The sequence below is a fragment of the Sphingomonas sp. genome (assembly GCF_035944535.1).
Lineage (GTDB): Bacteria > Pseudomonadota > Alphaproteobacteria > Sphingomonadales > Sphingomonadaceae > Sphingomonas_B.
In genome coordinates, this window is sequence record NZ_DASZBC010000010.1 from 61850 (window position 1) to 79485 (window position 17636).

16 protein-coding genes are annotated in these 17636 nt (G+C 65.4%); 8 read left to right on the top strand and 8 right to left on the bottom strand.

The features are described from left to right. Positions 1–106: 106 nt before the first annotated feature. Positions 107–2134: an amidohydrolase family protein gene (locus VGT77_RS10375; protein WP_327462253.1), complete on the bottom strand. Its 2028-nt coding sequence runs from the start codon at positions 2132–2134 to the stop codon at positions 107–109. Between the two features lie 162 nt (positions 2135–2296). Here VGT77_RS10375 and parE point away from each other — a divergent pair, with 162 nt between their 5' ends. After that, positions 2297–4273 carry a DNA topoisomerase IV subunit B gene (parE, locus tag VGT77_RS10380; RefSeq protein WP_327462255.1) on the top strand — a complete coding sequence of 659 codons (1977 nt, stop codon included), beginning with the start codon at positions 2297–2299 and terminating at the stop codon, positions 4271–4273. 64 nt (positions 4274–4337) lie between these two features. On the opposite strand, the gene VGT77_RS10385 is transcribed toward parE, so the two are convergent. From VGT77_RS10385 to VGT77_RS10400, 4 genes are all read right to left on the bottom strand, one after another. Beyond that, positions 4338–4793, bottom strand: coding sequence for a DUF1493 family protein (locus tag VGT77_RS10385; RefSeq protein ID WP_327462257.1), 456 nt, complete (start codon positions 4791–4793; stop codon positions 4338–4340). Between the two features lie 110 nt (positions 4794–4903). Beyond that, positions 4904–5176, bottom strand: a complete 273-nt coding sequence (locus VGT77_RS10390; protein ID WP_327462259.1) for a cytochrome c — start codon at positions 5174–5176, stop codon at positions 4904–4906. After that, positions 5173–6372, bottom strand: coding sequence for a molybdopterin-dependent oxidoreductase (locus tag VGT77_RS10395; RefSeq protein ID WP_327462261.1), 1200 nt, complete (start codon positions 6370–6372; stop codon positions 5173–5175). The genes VGT77_RS10390 and VGT77_RS10395 overlap by 4 nt, the downstream gene beginning before the upstream one ends. 100 nt (positions 6373–6472) lie before the next feature. Continuing rightward, on the bottom strand, positions 6473–7324 hold the full coding sequence (locus VGT77_RS10400) for an aldose 1-epimerase (protein WP_327462263.1): 852 nt from the start codon (positions 7322–7324) through the stop codon (positions 6473–6475). A 142-nt stretch (positions 7325–7466) separates the two neighbouring features. On the opposite strand from VGT77_RS10400, the gene VGT77_RS10405 reads away from it, so the two are divergent. Continuing rightward, complete coding sequence (locus VGT77_RS10405) at positions 7467–7712, top strand: hypothetical protein (protein WP_327462265.1); 246 nt, start codon at positions 7467–7469, stop codon at positions 7710–7712. Between the two features lie 50 nt (positions 7713–7762). Here VGT77_RS10405 and dgoD read toward each other — a convergent pair whose 3' ends face one another. Both dgoD and VGT77_RS10415 read right to left on the bottom strand, forming a co-directional pair. Next, positions 7763–8905 carry a galactonate dehydratase gene (dgoD, locus tag VGT77_RS10410; protein WP_327462268.1) on the bottom strand — a complete coding sequence of 381 codons (1143 nt, stop codon included), beginning with the start codon at positions 8903–8905 and terminating at the stop codon, positions 7763–7765. 2 nt (positions 8906–8907) lie between these two features. Then, positions 8908–10203 (bottom strand): family 1 glycosylhydrolase, encoded by a 1296-nt coding sequence (locus tag VGT77_RS10415; protein WP_327462270.1) that lies wholly within the window; start codon positions 10201–10203, stop codon positions 8908–8910. Positions 10204–10349: 146 nt separating this feature from the next. Here VGT77_RS10415 and VGT77_RS10420 point away from each other — a divergent pair, with 146 nt between their 5' ends. The 6 genes from VGT77_RS10420 (at position 10350) to VGT77_RS10445 (ending at position 15712) form a co-directional block, all read left to right on the top strand. Further along, positions 10350–11240 carry a 2-dehydro-3-deoxygalactonokinase gene (locus tag VGT77_RS10420; protein WP_327462272.1) on the top strand — a complete coding sequence of 297 codons (891 nt, stop codon included), beginning with the start codon at positions 10350–10352 and terminating at the stop codon, positions 11238–11240. 127 nt (positions 11241–11367) lie between these two features. After that, the gene (locus tag VGT77_RS10425) at positions 11368–11994 is read left to right on the top strand and encodes a 2-dehydro-3-deoxy-6-phosphogalactonate aldolase (protein WP_327462274.1); all 627 of its coding nucleotides are present in this window, start codon (positions 11368–11370) and stop codon (positions 11992–11994) included. Further along, the gene (locus tag VGT77_RS10430; protein WP_327462276.1) at positions 11991–12935 is read left to right on the top strand and encodes a Gfo/Idh/MocA family oxidoreductase; all 945 of its coding nucleotides are present in this window, start codon (positions 11991–11993) and stop codon (positions 12933–12935) included. Before VGT77_RS10425 ends, VGT77_RS10430 begins: the two co-directional genes overlap by 4 nt. A 124-nt stretch (positions 12936–13059) precedes the next feature. Continuing rightward, positions 13060–13821, top strand: coding sequence for a DUF969 domain-containing protein (locus VGT77_RS10435; RefSeq protein ID WP_327462627.1), 762 nt, complete (start codon positions 13060–13062; stop codon positions 13819–13821). Next, positions 13818–14726, top strand: a complete 909-nt coding sequence (locus VGT77_RS10440) for a DUF979 domain-containing protein (RefSeq protein ID WP_327462278.1) — start codon at positions 13818–13820, stop codon at positions 14724–14726. Before VGT77_RS10435 ends, VGT77_RS10440 begins: the two co-directional genes overlap by 4 nt. Then, positions 14726–15712, top strand: a complete 987-nt coding sequence (locus tag VGT77_RS10445) for a DUF2891 domain-containing protein (protein WP_327462280.1) — start codon at positions 14726–14728, stop codon at positions 15710–15712. Before VGT77_RS10440 ends, VGT77_RS10445 begins: the two co-directional genes overlap by 1 nt. On the opposite strand, the gene VGT77_RS10450 is transcribed toward VGT77_RS10445, so the two are convergent. After that, complete coding sequence (locus tag VGT77_RS10450; protein ID WP_327462629.1) at positions 15709–17508, bottom strand: diguanylate cyclase; 1800 nt, start codon at positions 17506–17508, stop codon at positions 15709–15711. The two genes, VGT77_RS10445 and VGT77_RS10450, sit on opposite strands and share 4 nt — an antisense overlap. Positions 17509–17636 lie beyond the last annotated feature (128 nt).

The following is a 17636-nucleotide window of genomic DNA, read 5'->3' on the forward strand; positions in this document are numbered from 1 at the left end:
TCCGGGTACTCGTCATTGCTAGGAGCGAAGCGGCGAAGCAGTCCATCGGTGTCGCCGACCTGGTGGATTGCTTCGCTTCGCTCGGAATGACGAGACCGGTCCAACTCTATTTCGGTCTTCCAAAAAATCCCGCCGCTTTTCTGAGTGCATCGGCGTCCATGATGCGGCCGGCCTGCATGACGATGCGGGTCTGGCGGAGGTCGCCGATGCGCTGTTCGGGGTCGCCTTCGACCAGCACCAGGTCTGCGGTCTTGCCGACTGCGATGGAGCCGACCGACTTGTCCACTCCGATCATCCGCGCCGGCACGATGGTCGCGGCGGCGAGCGCTTCGGCGGGGGTGAAGCCGGCCTGCTGGTAGATTTCCAGCTCGTGGACGATCTCCAGGCCCGATCCGTCGGTGCCGGCGACAACGGGCACCCCGGCCTTGTGCATCCGGCCGAGCAGCTCGACCATCATTGCCCAGCTCTTGCGGTAATCGGCGCGGGTCAGACCTTCGGGCACCTTGAAGCCGCCGCTCCTGAAGCCGCGCTCGGTCGTAGGCGGCAAGGTGCCGACAAAGGGCGCATATGAGGGCGACAGCTCGCCATTTTCGGGCACGTAAAGGCTCTCGAAGGCAATCATCGTCGGGTCGCTATAGACCTTCTTGTCAGCCATGGCCTTGATCCAGCCGCGCATTTCCGGACTGTCGAGATCGACATCCTTGGCGAAGCGGCCCGGCCCTTCGAAGCGCATGATGCCGTTCGACTGCTGGATAACGCTGTCAGGCATTGCCTGCATCATCAGCCAGTTGATGTGCGTGACCTCGTCATAGCCGAGATTGACCGCTTCAAGCGGCCGCATGCCTTGGGGGATATGGCCGTGGACGTGCAGCCCCAAGCGATGCGCTTCGTCGACGGCTGACTTCAGCCATGCAGGGTTGAGCGTGCCGTAGAATTTGACGCCATTGAAGCCGTTCGCCTTTGCCTTGCGAACCCATTCAATCGCCTCTGCCTCGCTGTTCGCGACATTGGCCACCTGCGCGGTGTTCGGCCCCTTCCCGTCGATCAGCGAGGACGGATAGACGGTGGGGCTGAGCAACTTGCCCTCGGCCGCGCGGGCACGCCGTTCGATCGTCAGCCGGTCATTATTGCCCGGATCGCGGACCGAAGTGACGCCGAGCGAAAGCTCCTGCAGCAGCGTATATTCGTCGCCGACATGCATGTGCACGTCCCAGAGGCCGGGAACGAGCGTCTTGCCGCGGCCTTCGATCACCCGCGCGCCGGCCGGCACCCGCGTCGAAGCGGCGGGTCCGACGGCGACAATCTTGTCCTTGTCGACCACTACCGTCTGGCCCGTTCTGAACGCCTTCGCATCGGCGTCGAACAGCTTCACATTGGTGAAGGCGACTGGCGTGGTAGGCACGGTCACCAGCGACTTGGCGAGCGCAGGCATGCGCGCCGACATGGCCGCGGACTGTGCCGCCTCCATCTTCGGCATCTCGCTTTCATAGCCTACGGGCAGCCAGCCGAGCACGAAGGTGACGCCGAAAAAGCGGTTCTGCGCATCGGTCCAGATCGGCAGGGGCGAGTTGCTGACGCCGCTGACCGCCCACAGCGTAACGTCCTGCTTCTTCGCACCCTCGCCGACGCTGATCGTCGTCAGCTTCTCGGCACTCGCCGTGCCGCCCGGCAGCAGCTTCATCGTCTTGTCGGGGCTGGCGAGCAGCCGCTCGACGAACCAGGCATTGGTCGCCATCGGCCCGCCGACCGGAGCGTAGAAGGCAGGCTCGGTATAGGCGGCCGAACCATGATCGATCTGGCTTTTCCAGTTCGCCTTTCCGCCTGCAATCTCGAACACTTCGCCGACATTGCCGCTGGGCGAGATGCCCCTGATCTCCACCTTGCCCGGCATGCCGTCGGCGCCAGTGCGGGCGGAAGCGTCCGTCTCCCACACCTGTCCTCGCAGCAACAGGCTCTCGCGTCCCATCCGAGTGCCGTCCGGCGCGGTCCAGATATGGGAGTCGCCATGCTTGCCGCCTGTCGAGAGGATCACGAAGTGCCGCGCATCGGCGGGCGGTTTGGCGAGCTGCTCTTTTGGCACCTGAGCGAGAGCCGAAGACGAAAGCAGCAGGGCAGCGGCAGCGAGCAGGCGCATGGATTGGTCTCCTAAAGAACGAATGTTGGCGCCGAGACTGCCGGGCTTGGCGAGCGGACGCAAGCGTGTATTGCCGCTCCAATACACTGGTCACACGAACCGGGGGATAAAGCACCACACCCGCTTGGAGCGCCGACTCGCCCGCTCTATAGCGTTCCCCAAATGTCCGATCTGTTCGCTTCGAACGCCGCGCTGGCGCAGGATTACGACGCTTCGTCGATCGAGGTGCTGGAGGGGCTGGAGCCGGTGCGGCGGCGGCCCGGCATGTATGTCGGCGGCACGGACGAGCGGGCGATGCACCACCTCGCCGCCGAAGTGCTCGACAATGCGATGGACGAGGCGGTCGCAGGCTTCGCAACGCGGATCGAAGTGACACTGGAGGCAGGAAACCGGCTCACGATCAGCGACAATGGCCGCGGCATTCCGGTCGACCCGCATCCCAAATTTCCGGGCAAGTCGGCGCTGGAAGTGATCCTTTCGACGCTCCATTCGGGCGGCAAGTTCGCCGGCAAGGCTTATGCGACCTCGGGCGGTCTGCACGGCGTGGGCGTCAGCGTGGTGAACGCGCTTTCCTCCGATACGGTCGTCGAGGTGGCCCGCAACAAGGAGCTGTTCCGCCAGAGATTCTCGAAAGGCGTGACGCTGGGGCCGCTCGAGAAGCTCGGCGCGGTGCCGAACCGCCGCGGCACCACCGTGTCCTTCATCCCCGATCCGGAGATTTTCGGCGAGGAGATGAAGTTCAAGCCGAACCGGCTCTACCGGCTGGCGCGGTCTAAGGCCTATCTGTTCGCGGGCGTCGAAATCCGCTGGAAATGCGCGCCTGAACTGATCGCCGACGACACCCCGCCCGAGGCGGTGTTCCAGTTTCCGGGCGGGCTCGCGGATCACCTGAAGGAGCAGGTCGGCGAGCGGGAATGCGCGACCTCCGAATTCTTCACCGGCTCGCAGGACTTTCCTGAGGGACAGGGGCGCGTCGAATGGGCGGTTGGCTGGCCGCTGTGGAGCGAAGGCTCCTACAGCTGGTATTGCAACACCATCCCGACGCCGGACGGCGGCACGCACGAAGCCGGGCTGCGCGCCGCGATCACCAAGGGCATCCGCGCCTTTGGCGAGCTGACCGGCAACAAGAAGGCTAAGGACATCACCGCCGAGGACGTGGTCACCGGCTCCGAGCTGATGCTCAGCGTGTTCATCCGCGACCCGCAGTTCCAGAGCCAGACCAAGGACCGGCTGACGAGCCCCGAGGCCGCGCGGCTGGTCGAGAACGCCATTCGCGATCACTTCGACCATTTCCTCGCCGATCGGATGGAGCGTGGCCGGGCGCTGCTGCAGTTCGTGCTCGACCGGATGGACGAGCGGCTGCGTCGCAAGGCGGAGCGCGAGGTCAAGCGTAAGACGGCGACCGGCGCGCGCAAGCTCCGGCTGCCGGGCAAGCTCACCGATTGCGCGGCTTCCGATCCGGCGGGCACGGAGTTGTTCATCGTCGAGGGCGACTCGGCCGGCGGCTCCGCCAAGCAGGCGCGCGACCGCAAGACGCAGGCCATCCTGCCGATCCGCGGCAAAATCCTGAACGTCGCGTCCGCCACCGCCGACAAGATCCGCGCGAACAACGAGATCGCCGACCTGATCCAGGCGCTAGGCTGCGGCACGCGCGACAAATGTGCGCCGGATGCGCTCCGCTATGAACGCATCGTCATCATGACCGACGCGGACGTGGACGGCGCCCATATCGCGACCTTGCTGATGACCTTCTTCTTCCAGGAAATGCCCGAGATCGTCCGGCGCGGGCACCTCTATCTCGCCCAGCCGCCGCTCTACCGCCTCACCTCGGGCGGCAAGAGTCTCTACGCCCGCGACGACGCGCATCGGGCGCAGCTCGAGGCGACCGAGTTCAAGGGCAAGAAGGTCGAGGTCGGCCGTTTCAAGGGCCTGGGCGAGATGAACCCGGGCCAGCTTCGGGAGACCACGATGGACCCGAAGACCCGCTCGCTGATCCGCATCACCCTGCCCGACGATGCCGAGGACCGGTATCTGGTGCGCGAACTGGTGGATCGGCTGATGGGCCGCAATCCCGAGCATCGCTTCCAGTTCATCCAGGAAAATGCGGCGCGGTTGGATGAAGAGGCGATCGACGCGTAGTTCCACCCCAAGGTTGTGCCAGCATCCAATAACGCGACCGTCGGCTAACGACCTTAGCGGACCTTCAAGCCTCCTCCTGATACGCCGCTGGCCACTGCTTGGTTCTCGCCGCCACCACCACATCTTGCACTGTGACCGGGATGGTCCTGTCCTTCAGCGGCCACTGCTTGAGCGGCCACAACCACAGTATCACAGCGGCAAGTTCAATACCCCAGACTGCTACTGGCGAGATGCCCAGCGGGATCAGAGGTATCGGGAGACAGACCAGCACAAGCCCAATAAGGAACATAGTCGGACTGCCAAAACCCTCAGGCCCGAAGTGCTGCCCCCAATGCTTGTAGAGGGCTGTCAGATTTGCGTCGTAGCGCCTCTCAAAGTCTTGAAAGAACTCCACCGCGTCGTCGCCATCCATGCCGAGATCGTGTCGCAGCCGCGAGGACAGCGTCACCTTGTGGCGAGGCAGTCCGCGCTCTTGGGCGATTAAATCGATGATTTCGGCGTCGGTAGCTTGGCCGTCCATGCTCCAATGCTCTCCCACCCGCTGCACAATGGCAATGCCTGCTTTCCACCCTTAGCGGACGCGGTGGCCCGTTTTCAGGAAGGACCAACATTCTCGAATCTTGCCTGATCCTACCGGCTTTGCGCGCGGGCCAGCGCGTCCGGCAGCTTGGCTGCATCGGCTTCCCCGATCGGCGCCTTGTAGACGTTGCGCATCTTCTCGACCGAATGGCGCCATTGCTCCGCGCTCATCTGGGGCTGGAGCAGCACCATCGAGGCGCTGTGGCAGGCGAGGCAGTTGGCGTTGAGCAGGTCGGCGTCGGGTCCGGTGAACTGCGCCTCGTCACCGGGCAGCGCAAACTCGACGGGCGCGGCGACCAGCGCCAAGGCGATCAGCGCCTTCATGCCGCCACGAGCCTGACCGTCTCGGCCACGTTCCGCAAATAGCCCGAATGATTCCAGTTCGGCTTCATCGGTTGAGTCGCGCCCGAAGCATTGGTGCAACGGGTAAGCACCGCCAACGCCCCGGCGGACGGCGGTGGCAGCGTGAGATCAAAGCGGTGGAAGCTGTAGCGTCCTTCATCCTTGCCCAGACGGGCCTCGCGCCAGCTCGCGCCAGCATCTACCGAAACTTCGACCTTCGCTACGCCGCGGTCTCCACCCAGCGCAATGCCGCGCAGCTCGAGCGCCTGGCCGGCGCCAATGCGAGCTCCATCGGCGTGGCTGGTCAGCCATGATCGCGGCGGCATGGTCGAGATCGGCTTGGTGGGAAAGCCCTGGGCGCCAGGCTCGACATGGCCGAACGGCGTGTCGGGGACGCGATAGGCCTTGGCCATCCAGTAATTCTCGTCGGCCTTGTCGAGCACTTCGATCTCGCTCAACATCTTCACCCAGTAAGTGGAGAACCAGCCCGGCACGATCAGCCGCAACGGAAATCCGTTCAGCCAAGGCAGTGGCTCGCCATTCTGAGCCCACGCGATCATCACCTCGCCGTCGCGCGCATGGTCGATGCCGAGCGACTTCAGATAATCCGGCGCCTCCGGCACCAGCGGCGCGTCCAGCCCGCCGAACCGGGCCGCTACCGCGCTGGGCTTGACGCCGGCGCGATCGAGCACGTCCTTCAGCCGCACCCCGGTCCAGCGCGCATTACCCATCGCGCCGTGCCGCCACTGCGCGCCCGCGATGCGCGGCTCGAACAGCCCGCGCGAGTTGCCGGAGCATTGATTGACTGCCGCATATTCGATCGGCGGCAGCTTTTTCAGCTCATCCAGGCTGAGCGACAGCGGCTTCGTTACGGCCCCACGCACGGCCAACCTGAAGGCGGCCGGATCGATGCTCGCCGGTATGTCGCCATAATGCCAGCGGACGAAGAAGCGATCGTTGGGCGTGAACACGCCTTGGTCGAACACCTCGAACGGCGTCTCCAGCAGCGGCGGGCGGACCCGCTGCACGATCATCTCGCCTTTCTGCGGGAACGCATTGCTAGTCGGCCTCTGCGAGGGGCCGCCGGGCAGGCCCAGATCAACCGTCCGCTGCGCTCTCGCGGTTCCAGCTAACGCGGCGGCGCCGAGGAGCACGGTGCGGCGGGGAAGCAGGATCATGATATCTCGATACCGATTTAGGCCGAGCTTGTCGAAGTCCTCCCTTTTCGTCCGCGGAGCTAAAGAAGGGAGGCCTTCGACAAGCTCAGGCCGAACCGGCTCAGGGTTCCAACCTCAGCCTCATTCGCAGCCGCATCCTCTCACCAGGCGCGAGCACGCGCAGGCCAAGTTCAGGCCATTTCTCCTCAGGTTCGTTCAGCGCCGCATTGGCGTGGCTGACCGGCTCGGCCGCGAGCAGCCCACCAGAGGGCGGCGAGTAGATCTGGAAAAACCCGGCGTCGGGCGAGGTCATGACGGTCACGGCGCCGTCGCCGCCGACCAGCCGCATCTCGCCGCCCCAGCCGCCATAGCCATTGTCCAGCCCGCGCCCGCAGGCTGGACGGCCGTCCAGCGCATAGCGTCCCAGGGCCGGAGCGACGCCGGTGGGGAGGATCTTGTCGTCCACTTCCCACACGCATTCGACTGATGTCTCGATGCGGGTCGACTCGTCGCAGGGGAAATAAGGGTGGAAGCCGAGGCCGCAGGGCATCGGCTCTTGCGCCAGGTTCCGGCAGTCGATCTCAGCCTCCAGACCGGCGTCGCTCAAGTGAAAGACCTGCCGCGACTCATAGGTCCAGGGCCATTCGCCGGGTTGGTGCGCGAAGATCAGCGAGGCACTCGATTGGGTCTGGCTCGCGACCGTCCAGGGCGTCAGCCAGCCATCGCCGTGCAACGGGCTGGCGTCGCCGGCCATGTTGGGCGCGATCTCCACCCGCCGGCCACGGAAGTCGAAGGCGCCGCCGCGGATGCGGTTGCAATAGGGGACGAGGGGGAAGCAGCCGCAGTCGAGGGGGCTTTCCGGCGCGTTGCTCCCTCGCAGAATGGGACGGCCGCGATGCGTCAGGCTGGCGATCGAACCGCCCACTTCAGGAGCCAGCACCAGCTCATACCAGCCAGCTGTGATCGAGATCATTGCTGACTCACATGAAAATTATCCACAGATTCACTCATGTTGGTCACCGCATTCCGCTTTCGGCGATGGTCACGGTGCATTAAGCATCCGGCACGCATAACGCGTGTTCGTTTGATTTAGCATCGTGCCCGGGGGGGCGCTTATGACTCGTATGGTACGTGATTTCTTCGAGGTCGAAGACCGCGTTTCGCTCGACCGCATGATCGACCAGCTTGCCGCGCTGCGTGATCGGCTTCCTGAGGGCGCTACAGACACGAAGGTTCAGATGCGGGGCGACGATCTGTTCGGCCGCACCTTGAGCGTGTCCTATCTTCGCCCGCAGACTGCCGAGGAGGCAGCCCGCGACGCGCGCTACAGCCAGGGCGGCCGGCTCAGCATCGCCGCTTAAGGCGACGACGCCCCGGCCCCGAGCCGGGGTTTTACCACCTGGTTCGAGGCTCACCATTCGGCGAAACTGCCGTCGCGCGTGCGCCAGATCGGGTTGCGCCAGCGGTGACGGTCCTTGTCGGCCTCGCGCACCGCTGCTTCGTCGATCTCCACGCCCAGGCCGGGACCCTGCGGGATCGGGAGATAGCCGTCGAGCGGCGTCAGCGCTTCCTTGTTGGTGACGAAGTTCAACAGGTCATGGCCGCCGGTATTGTAATGGATGCCGAGCGACATCTCCTGAATGGCGACGTTCGGCGCGTTGGCGGCGAGCTGGAGGCAGGCGGCCAGCGCCAGCGGCCCCAGCGGGCAATGCGGCGCCACAGCCACGTCATAGGCTTCCGCCATCGCCGCGATCCGGCGGCATTCCGACAAGCCGCCGGCATGGCTCAGGTCCGGCTGGATGATGTCCACCGCGCCTGATTCGAAGAAGGGCTTGAAGTCCCAGCGGGAATAAAGCCGCTCCCCCAAAGCGATCGGCGTCGAGACAAGGTGGGCGATCTGGCTCAGCCCCTCATGGTTCTCGGAGAGCAGCGGCTCTTCTATGAAGAGCAGGCCCAACGGCTCCAGCACCTTGGCGAGTTGCTTCGCCATAGGTCGATGCACCCGGCCATGGAAGTCGAGCCCGACGTCCATCCCTTCCGCCTGCGCCGCCTGCACCCGTGCGACGACTTCGTCGAACAGCTTGGGCGTGCCGAGCCAGTCAAGCTCCGGCGTGGCGTTCATTTTGACGGCGGAGAAGCCCTGCGCCCGCCGGGCCTGCGCGGCGGCGCCGATCTCGGCCGGACGGTCGCCGCCGATCCAGGCATAGGCGCGGATCCTGTCGCGCACCCGGCCGCCCAGCAGTTCCCAGGCGGGCACGCCCAGCGCCCTGCCCTTCAAGTCCCACAGCGCCTGGTCGAGGCCGGAAATGGCCGACATCAGCACTGGCCCGCCGCGATAGAAGCCGCCGCGATAGGCGACCTGCCAGATATCCTCGATCCGGCGCGGATCGGCGCCGATAAAGCGGTCCTTCAGCGCTTCGAATGCGCCTTCGACTGATTCGGCATGCCCCTCCAGACTGCCCTCGCCCCAGCCGATCGCGCCGTCCGCCGTCTCGACGCGCACGAACAGCCAGCGCGGCGGCACGATGAACGTCTCGATGCGTGAGATTTGCATGATCAGCCCGAATGCGGATCGGATTGGGTCGTGCTTGGCCGCAAATTGACCACGCGCTGCATCCGCTCCGCCTCGCGCTCGTCCATGATGTCGTAATGCGACGGCGGGACGATCGGCACGGCCAGGCACACGCTGGAGGCCGGCAGCACGTCCCGCCAGTCCTGGATCAGCTGCTTATAGGCGCGCCCGACCGCGCGCATGTTGCGGTCCAGATCGTAGAGGCCCAGCGGGTTCACGGTCCCGCGCTTTTCCCGAAGCGCGACGTCCCAATCCACTTGATCGGTCAGCGAATACCAGGTGAAGCCGACCGTCGGGATGCCGTCGTTGCGCAGCCGCAGCACGCTCGCCCATTCCTTCCAGAGCCAGTGCACGGCCTCGTCGCCGTTCGGCCCCTCGATCAGATTGGTCTCGGTGTGCATCACCGGCAAGCGATAGCGGTCGTAATATTGCCGGGTGATCTCGGTGTAACCGAACACCTCCCCCGATGCGACGGACGTGCCGTCAGCGCTCACCCGGTGCTCGTTGGTCCAGTAATAGTCGTTGCCCAGGATGCAGTGCTGCTTCAGCCGGTGCGTCAGGAACCAGTTATACTCGTCACGGGTCATGCCGTTTTCGAGCAGATACTCGTACATGTCGCTGTTGACGCGATTGCCATAATTCAGGTCGAGTGAGAGGAAGCGCACGCGGTTCAGCACTTCCGCTGAATGAATCGCGGCCGGACTCTCCGCGTGGAAATATTCGGACGATTCTGATTGGATGAAGATGGCGTTGGCGCGCCGCTTGAGGATGCACTGCATCGCCATGACATTGGCTTTGACGATGTGCTTCAAGGCCGTGACGAAAGCCTGGTCGGACTGGAGTTGCTCGTTCCACCAGCCGTAACGCGCGGAGAAGGTCGCGCAGATGAACATCTCGTTGACCGGTGTGTAGAGCTGCACCCAAGGAAACCGCTCGGCAAAGGCCGAGGCATATTCGGCGAACAGCTCAGGAAAGTCGGGATTCTGAAAGTTGCCGATCCAGTCGGGCACGCCGAAATGGCAGAGATCGACGATCGGCGTGATATCCTTTCGCCGCAGCTCGGCGAAGGTCATGTCGGCGAACTCCCAGTCATATTTGCCGGGGCCGAGATAGGTGGTGTGGATCGGGGGCCCGTAGCGCAGATACTGGATGCCGATCTCGTCCAGCAGATCGAAGTCGGTCTTCCAATGCTTGTAATGGCCGCAGACCTCCATCTGGTCGACGCGGGTCTTGCCATTGTCGATGGTCGGGATGCTATTCTCGATCCCGGTGGCGAACATGAAGTTTGCGATGGCTCAAGCCCTCCCCGTCGTCAGCCTCGACCGCGACGCTCTGCGCCGAACCTGAGACCTCAGGTCAGTTCGGTCGCGTTACGGCCGGTATGATCGCGACGAAACGAAGTGACGGCCCGACCGTTCCCCCGCTTATGGCGGGCAGGACAGACTGGGCGCAAGGCTTCATCGCCGTCGATTGGGGCACCACCAACCGGCGCGCCTGGGCGGTCGAGCCGGGCGGCGAGATCCGCGAGCTGCTCGAAGACGGCATGGGCGTGCTAAAGGTGCCGCCGGGCGGCTATACCGGGGAGATCGACCGGTTGCGCGCGCTCTGGCCCGGGCACCGCCTGCTGCTTGCCGGCATGGTTGGGTCGAACCGGGGCTGGGTCGAAGCACCCTACGCCGCCGCACCGGCGGGGCTGGACGAGCTCATCGCTGCCCTGAAGCGTCCGACCGAGGACACGGTCATCGTGCCTGGCGTCAGCTGGCTCGACGGCCGCGACGCCAATGTGATGCGCGGCGAGGAGGTGCAGTTGCTAGGCGCCGTCGCGGCGGGGCTGGCGCCCGCGGACGGCGTGATCTGCCATCCCGGCACCCACGCCAAATGGGTTAGGATGGAAGGCGGCGCGATCGGTCCGTTCCGCAGCGTCATGACGGGCGAGCTGTTCAGCATGCTGAGCCGGCACGGCATCCTTCAGGACCGGCTCGCCGGCGAAGTGTCGATCAACGACGATTTTCGCGCCGGCGCGGAGCATGGCTTGACCAATTGCGATCTGACCGCCGAACTCTTCTCCGTTCGGGCGCGCTTCCTGCTTGGGGTGCGCGAGGATAGCGCCTCGTTCATCAGTGGACTGCTGATCGGCGCGGACGTGCGGATCGGCCTCGACCGCTTCGGCGGCGACAACGTCGCGCTGATCGGGCGTAGCGACCTGACCGCGCTCTATGCCGAAGCGCTGCGGCTGGCCGGCCGCGACAGCACTCAGCTGGACGGCGAACGCGCCTTCCTGCTCGGCGCTCGGGCCGTTGCGGAGAGGCTCGGGTGATAATCCTGCATCGTCATCCCGGCCTTGAGCCGGGATCCAGCTGCCTTCTTCTTTGGTTGGACCCGCCAAGAAGCTGGACCCCGGATCACGTCCGGGGTGACGAATATCTTTGTTTGCGACCTTCGCCATGACCGCCGTTGACGACTTTACCCGCTATTTCGCCGAATGCCCGCTGATCGCGATCATCCGCGGCGTTCGGTCTGACGAAGCCGAGGCGATCGGGGAGGCGATCCTCTCCGCCGGCATCCGCATCGTCGAGGTGCCGCTCAACTCGCCTGATCCGCTCGCGAGCATCGAGCGGCTGGCGAAGCGGTTCGGCGACCGGGCGCTGATCGGCGCGGGCACCGTGCTCGACCCGAACCAGGTGCAGCGCGTCGCTGACGTTGGCGGACGCCTCATTGTCTCGCCTTCGACGAATGCAGCCGTGATCGGCGCGACGGCTCAGGCTGGCCTCGTTTCCGCACCTGGCTTCTTTACGCCCAGCGAAGCCTTCACAGCCCTGGCGGCCGGCGCGCACGCGCTGAAGCTCTTCCCGGCCGAGGCGGCATCGCCCGCGGTGGTCAAAGCCATGAAGGCAGTGCTGCCGGCGCATGTTCCCTTGGTCGTCGTGGGCGGCGTGAAGCCCGACACAATGCGGCCATGGCTGGAAGCAGGTGCGGGCGGCTTCGGACTCGGCGGCGGGCTATACAGACCGGGCCAGTCGGCGGCGGAAACTGCGGCCAAGGCACGCGCCTATGTCGGTGGGCTGGCGTGATCCGGCTCGCCATCATCGGCTTCGGCAAGATCGCGCGGGATGCTCATGTCCCGGCGCTGCAGGCGGCCGGCGGCTTTGAACTAAAGGCGGTGGTGACTCGCGCGGGCTGCGATCAGGACGGCGTGCGCTGCTTCGACACGGCGGACTCAATGCTTGCGGCGCTGGGCGGCGAGCTGGACGCGGTGACGATCAGCACGCCGCCTGGCCCGCGCTATGGCATTGCGCGGCAGTGCCTCGACGCCGGGCTCGACTGCCTCCTCGAAAAGCCGCCGACTACTACCTTGGGGGAGATCGAGGAACTGCGGGATGAAGCGGAGCGGCTCGGCCGCGTGCTCTTCACGACCTGGCATTCACAACACGCCGCGGCCGTCGAACAGGCGCGCGACCTGCTGGCGGGGCAGCGGATCAAAACCTTGCAGATTAGCTGGCACGAGGACGTCAACAAATATCATCCGGGACAGGACTGGGTGTGGGAAGCCGAGGGGTTTGGTGTGTTCGACCCCGGCATCAACGCGCTATCGATTGCCAGCCGCATCATGCCGGGAAAGCTGATCGTGGAAGACGCGGTGCTCCGCGTGCCCGCCAACCGGCAGCAGCCGATCGTCGTCCGCCTGAGCCTCAGCAGCCCGGCCGCCAACGCGCCGCTCTCGGCCGTGTTCGACTGGTGCCCGGCAAGTGCAGACGAATGGACGATCGCAGTCGAAACCGAAGACCGCCATCTGGAGCTCCGCAACGGGGGCGCCGAGCTGATCGTGAACGGGCAGCCAAGCTCGCCAACTGGGCCGGGCGAATACCCGTCCATCTATGCCGAGTTCGCGCGTCTCATTGCCGAACGCCGCAGCCGCGTTGATATTGAGCCGCTGCGGCTGGTAGCGGATGCGCTGATGGTGGGCCGCCGGGAGGTCGCGCCGCCGTTCGAATGGCGGACTCAGCCTGTCTGATCCGCTCGGGCTGAGCTTGCCGAAGACTTGCCTTGTTCTATGATCCCCATCGAAAGAAAAGGGAGGCCTTTGATCCCTCGACTACGCTCGGGATCAGGCCGAACCGCGGGGATGTATTGGATTGCTGAACTATCTGCCGCTGGTCGGCATTCTCATCGTCATTCTCGGCTTCCTGCTGCGGCTGAACACGCTGGCCGTGGTCGCGGCAGCGGCTCTAGCCACCGGTCTTGCCGCGGGACGGGATCTTGGGGAGGTCATCTCCATCCTCGGCAAGGCGTTCAACGAGAGCCGCTATGTCTCGATCGTCTGGCTGGCGCTGCCGGTGATCGGCCTGCTCGAACATTACGGCCTGAGGCAGCAGGCGCGGCGGGTGATCTCCGGCTTTGCCGGGGCCACGACCGGGCGGCTTCTGCTCGCCTATCTGTTCTTCCGCCAAGTGACGGCGGCGATCGGCCTCAACTCGATCGCCGGCCATCCCCAGACGGTGCGCCCGCTGGTCGCGCCAATGGCGGAAGCGGCCGCCGAACGCACCGGTCCGATCGACGGCCGCACCCGCGAGCGGGTCAAGGCAATGTCTGCGGCAACCGACAACGTCGGCAATTTCTTCGGCGAGGACATTTTCATCGCGATCGGCTCGATCCTGCTGATCATCGGCTTTCTCGACCAGAACGGCATCCAGGTCGCGCCGCTACAGCTGTCCGTCTGGGCGATTCCGACCGCTATCGTCGCCTTTATCATTCATGGCGCACGGCTGCTTTGGCTGGATAAAAGTCTAGCCCAGACTCCTTCCGCTCGTTCCGAGCGCAGTCGAGGGGCGCCTGCATCGAGCCTGGAGAAACGCCCCTCGACTTCGCTCGGGACGAGCGATGATGGGATGCCATCATGATCGGCCTTCCCGCGCTCTACACCTTCGCCGGGCTGGTCTTTGCCGCCTATGCCGTGCTGAGCGCGCAGCGGCGGCGGTTCTGCAATGCGGCTTTTTGGGGCCTGCTGGCGGTGAGCTTCCTCGCGGGTGACCAGCTCGGCGATTTCGGCAATGGGTTGCTCGTGCTGGCGCTGGTGGCGCTTGCCGGCCTCGGCGTGCTGCGCAAACCTGACGTGGTGGAGAGTGCCGAGGACGGCACCCGCCATGGTAACAAGCTATTCCTGCCGGCGCTGATCATCCCGGTGACGGCGCTGGCCGGCACTTTCCTTCTCGCCGACTCCGGGCTGATCGACCCGAAGCAAGTCACTTTGGTTTCGCTCGGCCTCGGCGTGGCGCTGGCGCTGATCTCGCTCTACGCCTGGCTCCGCCCCCGACCGATGGCCGCGCTGGAGGAAGGACGGCGGCTGATCGATGCCGTCGGCTGGGCCGCGGTGCTGCCGCAGATGCTCGCGAGCCTGGGGGCGGTGTTCGCGGCCGCCGGCGTCGGCGATCTCGTTGGAGGGGCAGCGGCGCAGGTGATCCCCTCCGGCAGCCTGTTTGCGGCAGTCGCGGCTTACGGGATCGGCATGGCCCTCTTCACGATGATCATGGGCAATGCCTTTGCCGCCTTTCCCGTGATGACCGCGGCGATCGGCCTGCCGCTGCTGATCCAGGGTGCCGGCGGCGACCCGGCCGTAGTCTGCGCAATCGGCATGCTCGCCGGCTTTTGCGGGACGCTGATGACGCCGATGGCGGCCAACTTCAACATCGTGCCCGCGGCCTTGCTGGAGCTGCAGGACCGGAACGCGGTGGTGAAGGCGCAGATCGGCACCGCCCTCCCGCTGCTGGCCGTCAATATCGCGCTGATCTACTGGTTCGCCTTTTGATGACTCATAGTCTTACTCCCGAGATCGCCGGGCGCTTCGCCGAGATCGCGCTCGGCCATGTCCGCCGCGAATATCCGCACAAGCTCGATCATGTGATGGACGGGCCGGAAGACGTGCTGTCGCCGTCCCAGCTCCACCCCATCTTCCATGGCAGCTTCGACTGGCATAGCTGCGTTCACGGCTATTGGCTGCTGCTGCGCGTGCGCCGGCTCTTCCCCGACCTCGAAGTCTCGCGCCGGATCGAGGCACTGGCCGACGAGATGCTGACCCGCGGCAAGGTCGCGGGAGAGCTCGCCTATCTGGACCGCGCTTACTCCGGTGGCTTCGAGCGACCTTATGGCTGGGCCTGGGCAATCGCCCTCTGGGCCGAGGCTGCGCGTCATCAGGACCGCGACTGGGCCGAGGCATTGCATCCGCTCGCCGCTGCCTTCGCCGATCGATTCCTGAACTTTCTCCCGCGGCTCACCTATCCCATCCGGGTGGGCACGCATTTCAACTCAGCCTTTGCGCTCAAGCTGGCGCTGGACTGGCCCGATCCAAAGCTGCACGCGCTGATCGCGGGCAAGGCGCGCGGCTGGTTCGGCCAGGACCGCGATTGCCAAGCTTGGGAGCCAGGCGGAGACGAGTTCCTCTCCTCCGCGCTCAGCGAGGCCCTGCTGATGAAGCATGTGCTCGGGGATGAGTTCCCGGTGTGGTTCGCGGCCTTCCTGCCCCGGCTTGCACAAGGTGAGCCCGTTTCGCTGCTCGAGCCAGTGTTTGTGTCGGACCGGAACGACGGCAAGATCGCCCATCTCGACGGCTGCAACCTTAGCCGCGCCTGGTGCTGGCGGGAGATCGCCAACGCCTTTCCGGGAAATGTTGCCAGGATCGCCCGGGCAGCGGCCGATCGCCACCTTGATGCCAGCCTACCGCATGTCGCGGGAGACTATATGGGCGAACATTGGCTGGCGACTTTCGCGATGCTGGCGCTGGAGGCCGGCCGCTAGGCGGCGAGTCGCAGGCAGTTCCGTCCTTCGAACTTGGCGCGGTAAAGCGCCGCATCGGCCTGGCGCAACAAAGCGGCCGAATCCACGCCCTCGCCGGCAGCCGCGACGCCGAGACTGACCGTGACCGTCAGGCCGAACGGATGCTCCGCTTCCTCGCATGCACGGCGCAGCCTTTCGCCGACCGCCACGGTTTGCGCGAGAGAGGCGCCCGGCATCAGCACGGCGAATTCCTCGCCACCGAGCCGGCCGACCAGATCGCGTTCGCGAATGCAGCTCTCGGCGATTTCCGCCACGCCGCGCAGCACCTCGTCGCCGATCGCATGGCCGTAGCGATCATTGACCAGTTTGAACCGGTCGATGTCAAACAACGCTATCGCAAGCGGCTCCTCGCTGCGCAGATGCTGATCGAGCACGGTCAGAAAGGCGCGGCGGGAGGCGACGCCGGTCAGATCATCGGTTGCAGCCAGCAGCAAAGCGGCCTCCGCTTCCTTCTCTGCCCGCCGTCGCGCGTCTTCTGCCAGCGCGGCGACGGCCAATCGGTCCGATATATCGACGATGATGCCGGCGGCGCCGATCATCCGGCCCTCCGCATCCTGCAGCCGTCTGGCCTGAACCTCGCCCCACCGATAATCGCCCGATTCATGGCGAAAGCGGAACTGGTGCCGCATCGTATCGAACAGACCGGAGGTGAAGCCGCGCATTCGCTCGCGAAGTTCGTCACGGTCTTCCTCGACCACCTGATCGATCACCGGTCGCCCGATGCTCTCCTCGACCGCATGGCCGGTAAGCTGTTCCCAGGCGGGGTTCAGATAGGTCCAGCGGCCCTCCGCGTCGGTGCGGAAGATGACGTCGCTGACCGCGTCGACGATCGAGGCCAGCTGCGCTTCCCGGTCCCGGAGCGTCGCAGCATATCGGTCGCGCTGCGACAGCAGCGCGGCGACAGGTAAGGCTGTCAGGATCGCGACCGCCAGGAACAACTGCAGCAGGATCAGGCGCTCGCCGAAGCTCCCGCCGCCCACCGCTGTCGAGCCGAGGCCGGCGATGATCGACGCGGTGCCCATAACCGCCAGCAGCAGCACCGAGGCCGCAGCGCCGATCGCACGCAACCTGAAGGTGGCGATCAGCACCGGGGGCAGCATCACGAAGAAGAGCGGCCAGCGCGACTGGGTAAGACCGATCGCGCCGAAACCGGCAACCAGGGCCAGGACCGCGAAACCTTCGCGCCAATCTCTCGCGGTGAGCCGCGGCGCCTTCCGTTGCTTGGCAACGATCAGCAGCAATGGCGTGAAGATCGCGAGCCCCAGGAAGGAGGACGAGAACCAGCTGATCCACACTTCCGCGAACTCAGCGGCGTAGAAGGCAGAGGAGATTGCCGCAGCGTAGGTCGCGGAGCCGATGTCGACGAGCACCAGAGCCAGGACGAAACGTCCGAGATCGTCGATGCGCTCGAGGTCAAGGTTGCGCCGGTCTGCCTGCAGCAGCCAGGCGACCAGAAGCGGCTCCGCGCCGTTGCTGATCCCGAAGGCGACACCGAGGGGCAGCGGCGCGCCGCCCAATGTGTTCGCCGCCGTCCCGGAAGCGATCACGCCCAAGATCGCCGCGGTCCAGCGTCGCCGCGGCGTCAACAGCAGATAGGCGAGCAGCACAGCATTGGGCAGCCAGATTGCGGCAAGCCCGTTCGACCAGCGCGCGATGGTCAGCGAAGCACAGGCGATCAGAAAATGGCATAAGGTGACCAGGGCCGGCGCGACGAAACGCGCGACGCCCGTGACCAGACCCTCCCCTTTTTCCTGCATGATCAAGCGCTAACCCCCAAGGCTTACCGTCTACTTAACCACGGCATGCGGCATGGCTGTGACCGCGCACACTTCCCTTGTCAGCCCAATGGGCTATGATGAAGTGGGCGCATTATGTTTTCGGGGCT

What these genes read in the sequence shown, in the direction of transcription:
- VGT77_RS10375 (WP_327462253.1), bottom strand. Translation starts at nt 2,134, where the DNA reads ATGCGCCTGCTCGCTGCCGCTGCCCTGCTGCTTTCGTCTTCGGCTCTC.
- parE (WP_327462255.1), top strand. Translation starts at nt 2,297, where the DNA reads ATGTCCGATCTGTTCGCTTCGAACGCCGCGCTGGCGCAGGATTACGAC.
- VGT77_RS10385 (WP_327462257.1), bottom strand. Translation starts at nt 4,793, where the DNA reads ATGGACGGCCAAGCTACCGACGCCGAAATCATCGATTTAATCGCCCAA.
- VGT77_RS10390 (WP_327462259.1), bottom strand. Translation starts at nt 5,176, where the DNA reads ATGAAGGCGCTGATCGCCTTGGCGCTGGTCGCCGCGCCCGTCGAGTTT.
- VGT77_RS10395 (WP_327462261.1), bottom strand. Translation starts at nt 6,372, where the DNA reads ATGATCCTGCTTCCCCGCCGCACCGTGCTCCTCGGCGCCGCCGCGTTA.
- VGT77_RS10400 (WP_327462263.1), bottom strand. Translation starts at nt 7,324, where the DNA reads ATGATCTCGATCACAGCTGGCTGGTATGAGCTGGTGCTGGCTCCTGAA.
- VGT77_RS10405 (WP_327462265.1), top strand. Translation starts at nt 7,467, where the DNA reads ATGACTCGTATGGTACGTGATTTCTTCGAGGTCGAAGACCGCGTTTCG.
- dgoD (WP_327462268.1), bottom strand. Translation starts at nt 8,905, where the DNA reads ATGCAAATCTCACGCATCGAGACGTTCATCGTGCCGCCGCGCTGGCTG.
- VGT77_RS10415 (WP_327462270.1), bottom strand. Translation starts at nt 10,203, where the DNA reads ATGTTCGCCACCGGGATCGAGAATAGCATCCCGACCATCGACAATGGC.
- VGT77_RS10420 (WP_327462272.1), top strand. Translation starts at nt 10,350, where the DNA reads ATGGCGGGCAGGACAGACTGGGCGCAAGGCTTCATCGCCGTCGATTGG.
- VGT77_RS10425 (WP_327462274.1), top strand. Translation starts at nt 11,368, where the DNA reads ATGACCGCCGTTGACGACTTTACCCGCTATTTCGCCGAATGCCCGCTG.
- VGT77_RS10440 (WP_327462278.1), top strand. Translation starts at nt 13,818, where the DNA reads ATGATCGGCCTTCCCGCGCTCTACACCTTCGCCGGGCTGGTCTTTGCC.
- VGT77_RS10445 (WP_327462280.1), top strand. Translation starts at nt 14,726, where the DNA reads ATGACTCATAGTCTTACTCCCGAGATCGCCGGGCGCTTCGCCGAGATC.
- VGT77_RS10450 (WP_327462629.1), bottom strand. Translation starts at nt 17,508, where the DNA reads ATGCAGGAAAAAGGGGAGGGTCTGGTCACGGGCGTCGCGCGTTTCGTC.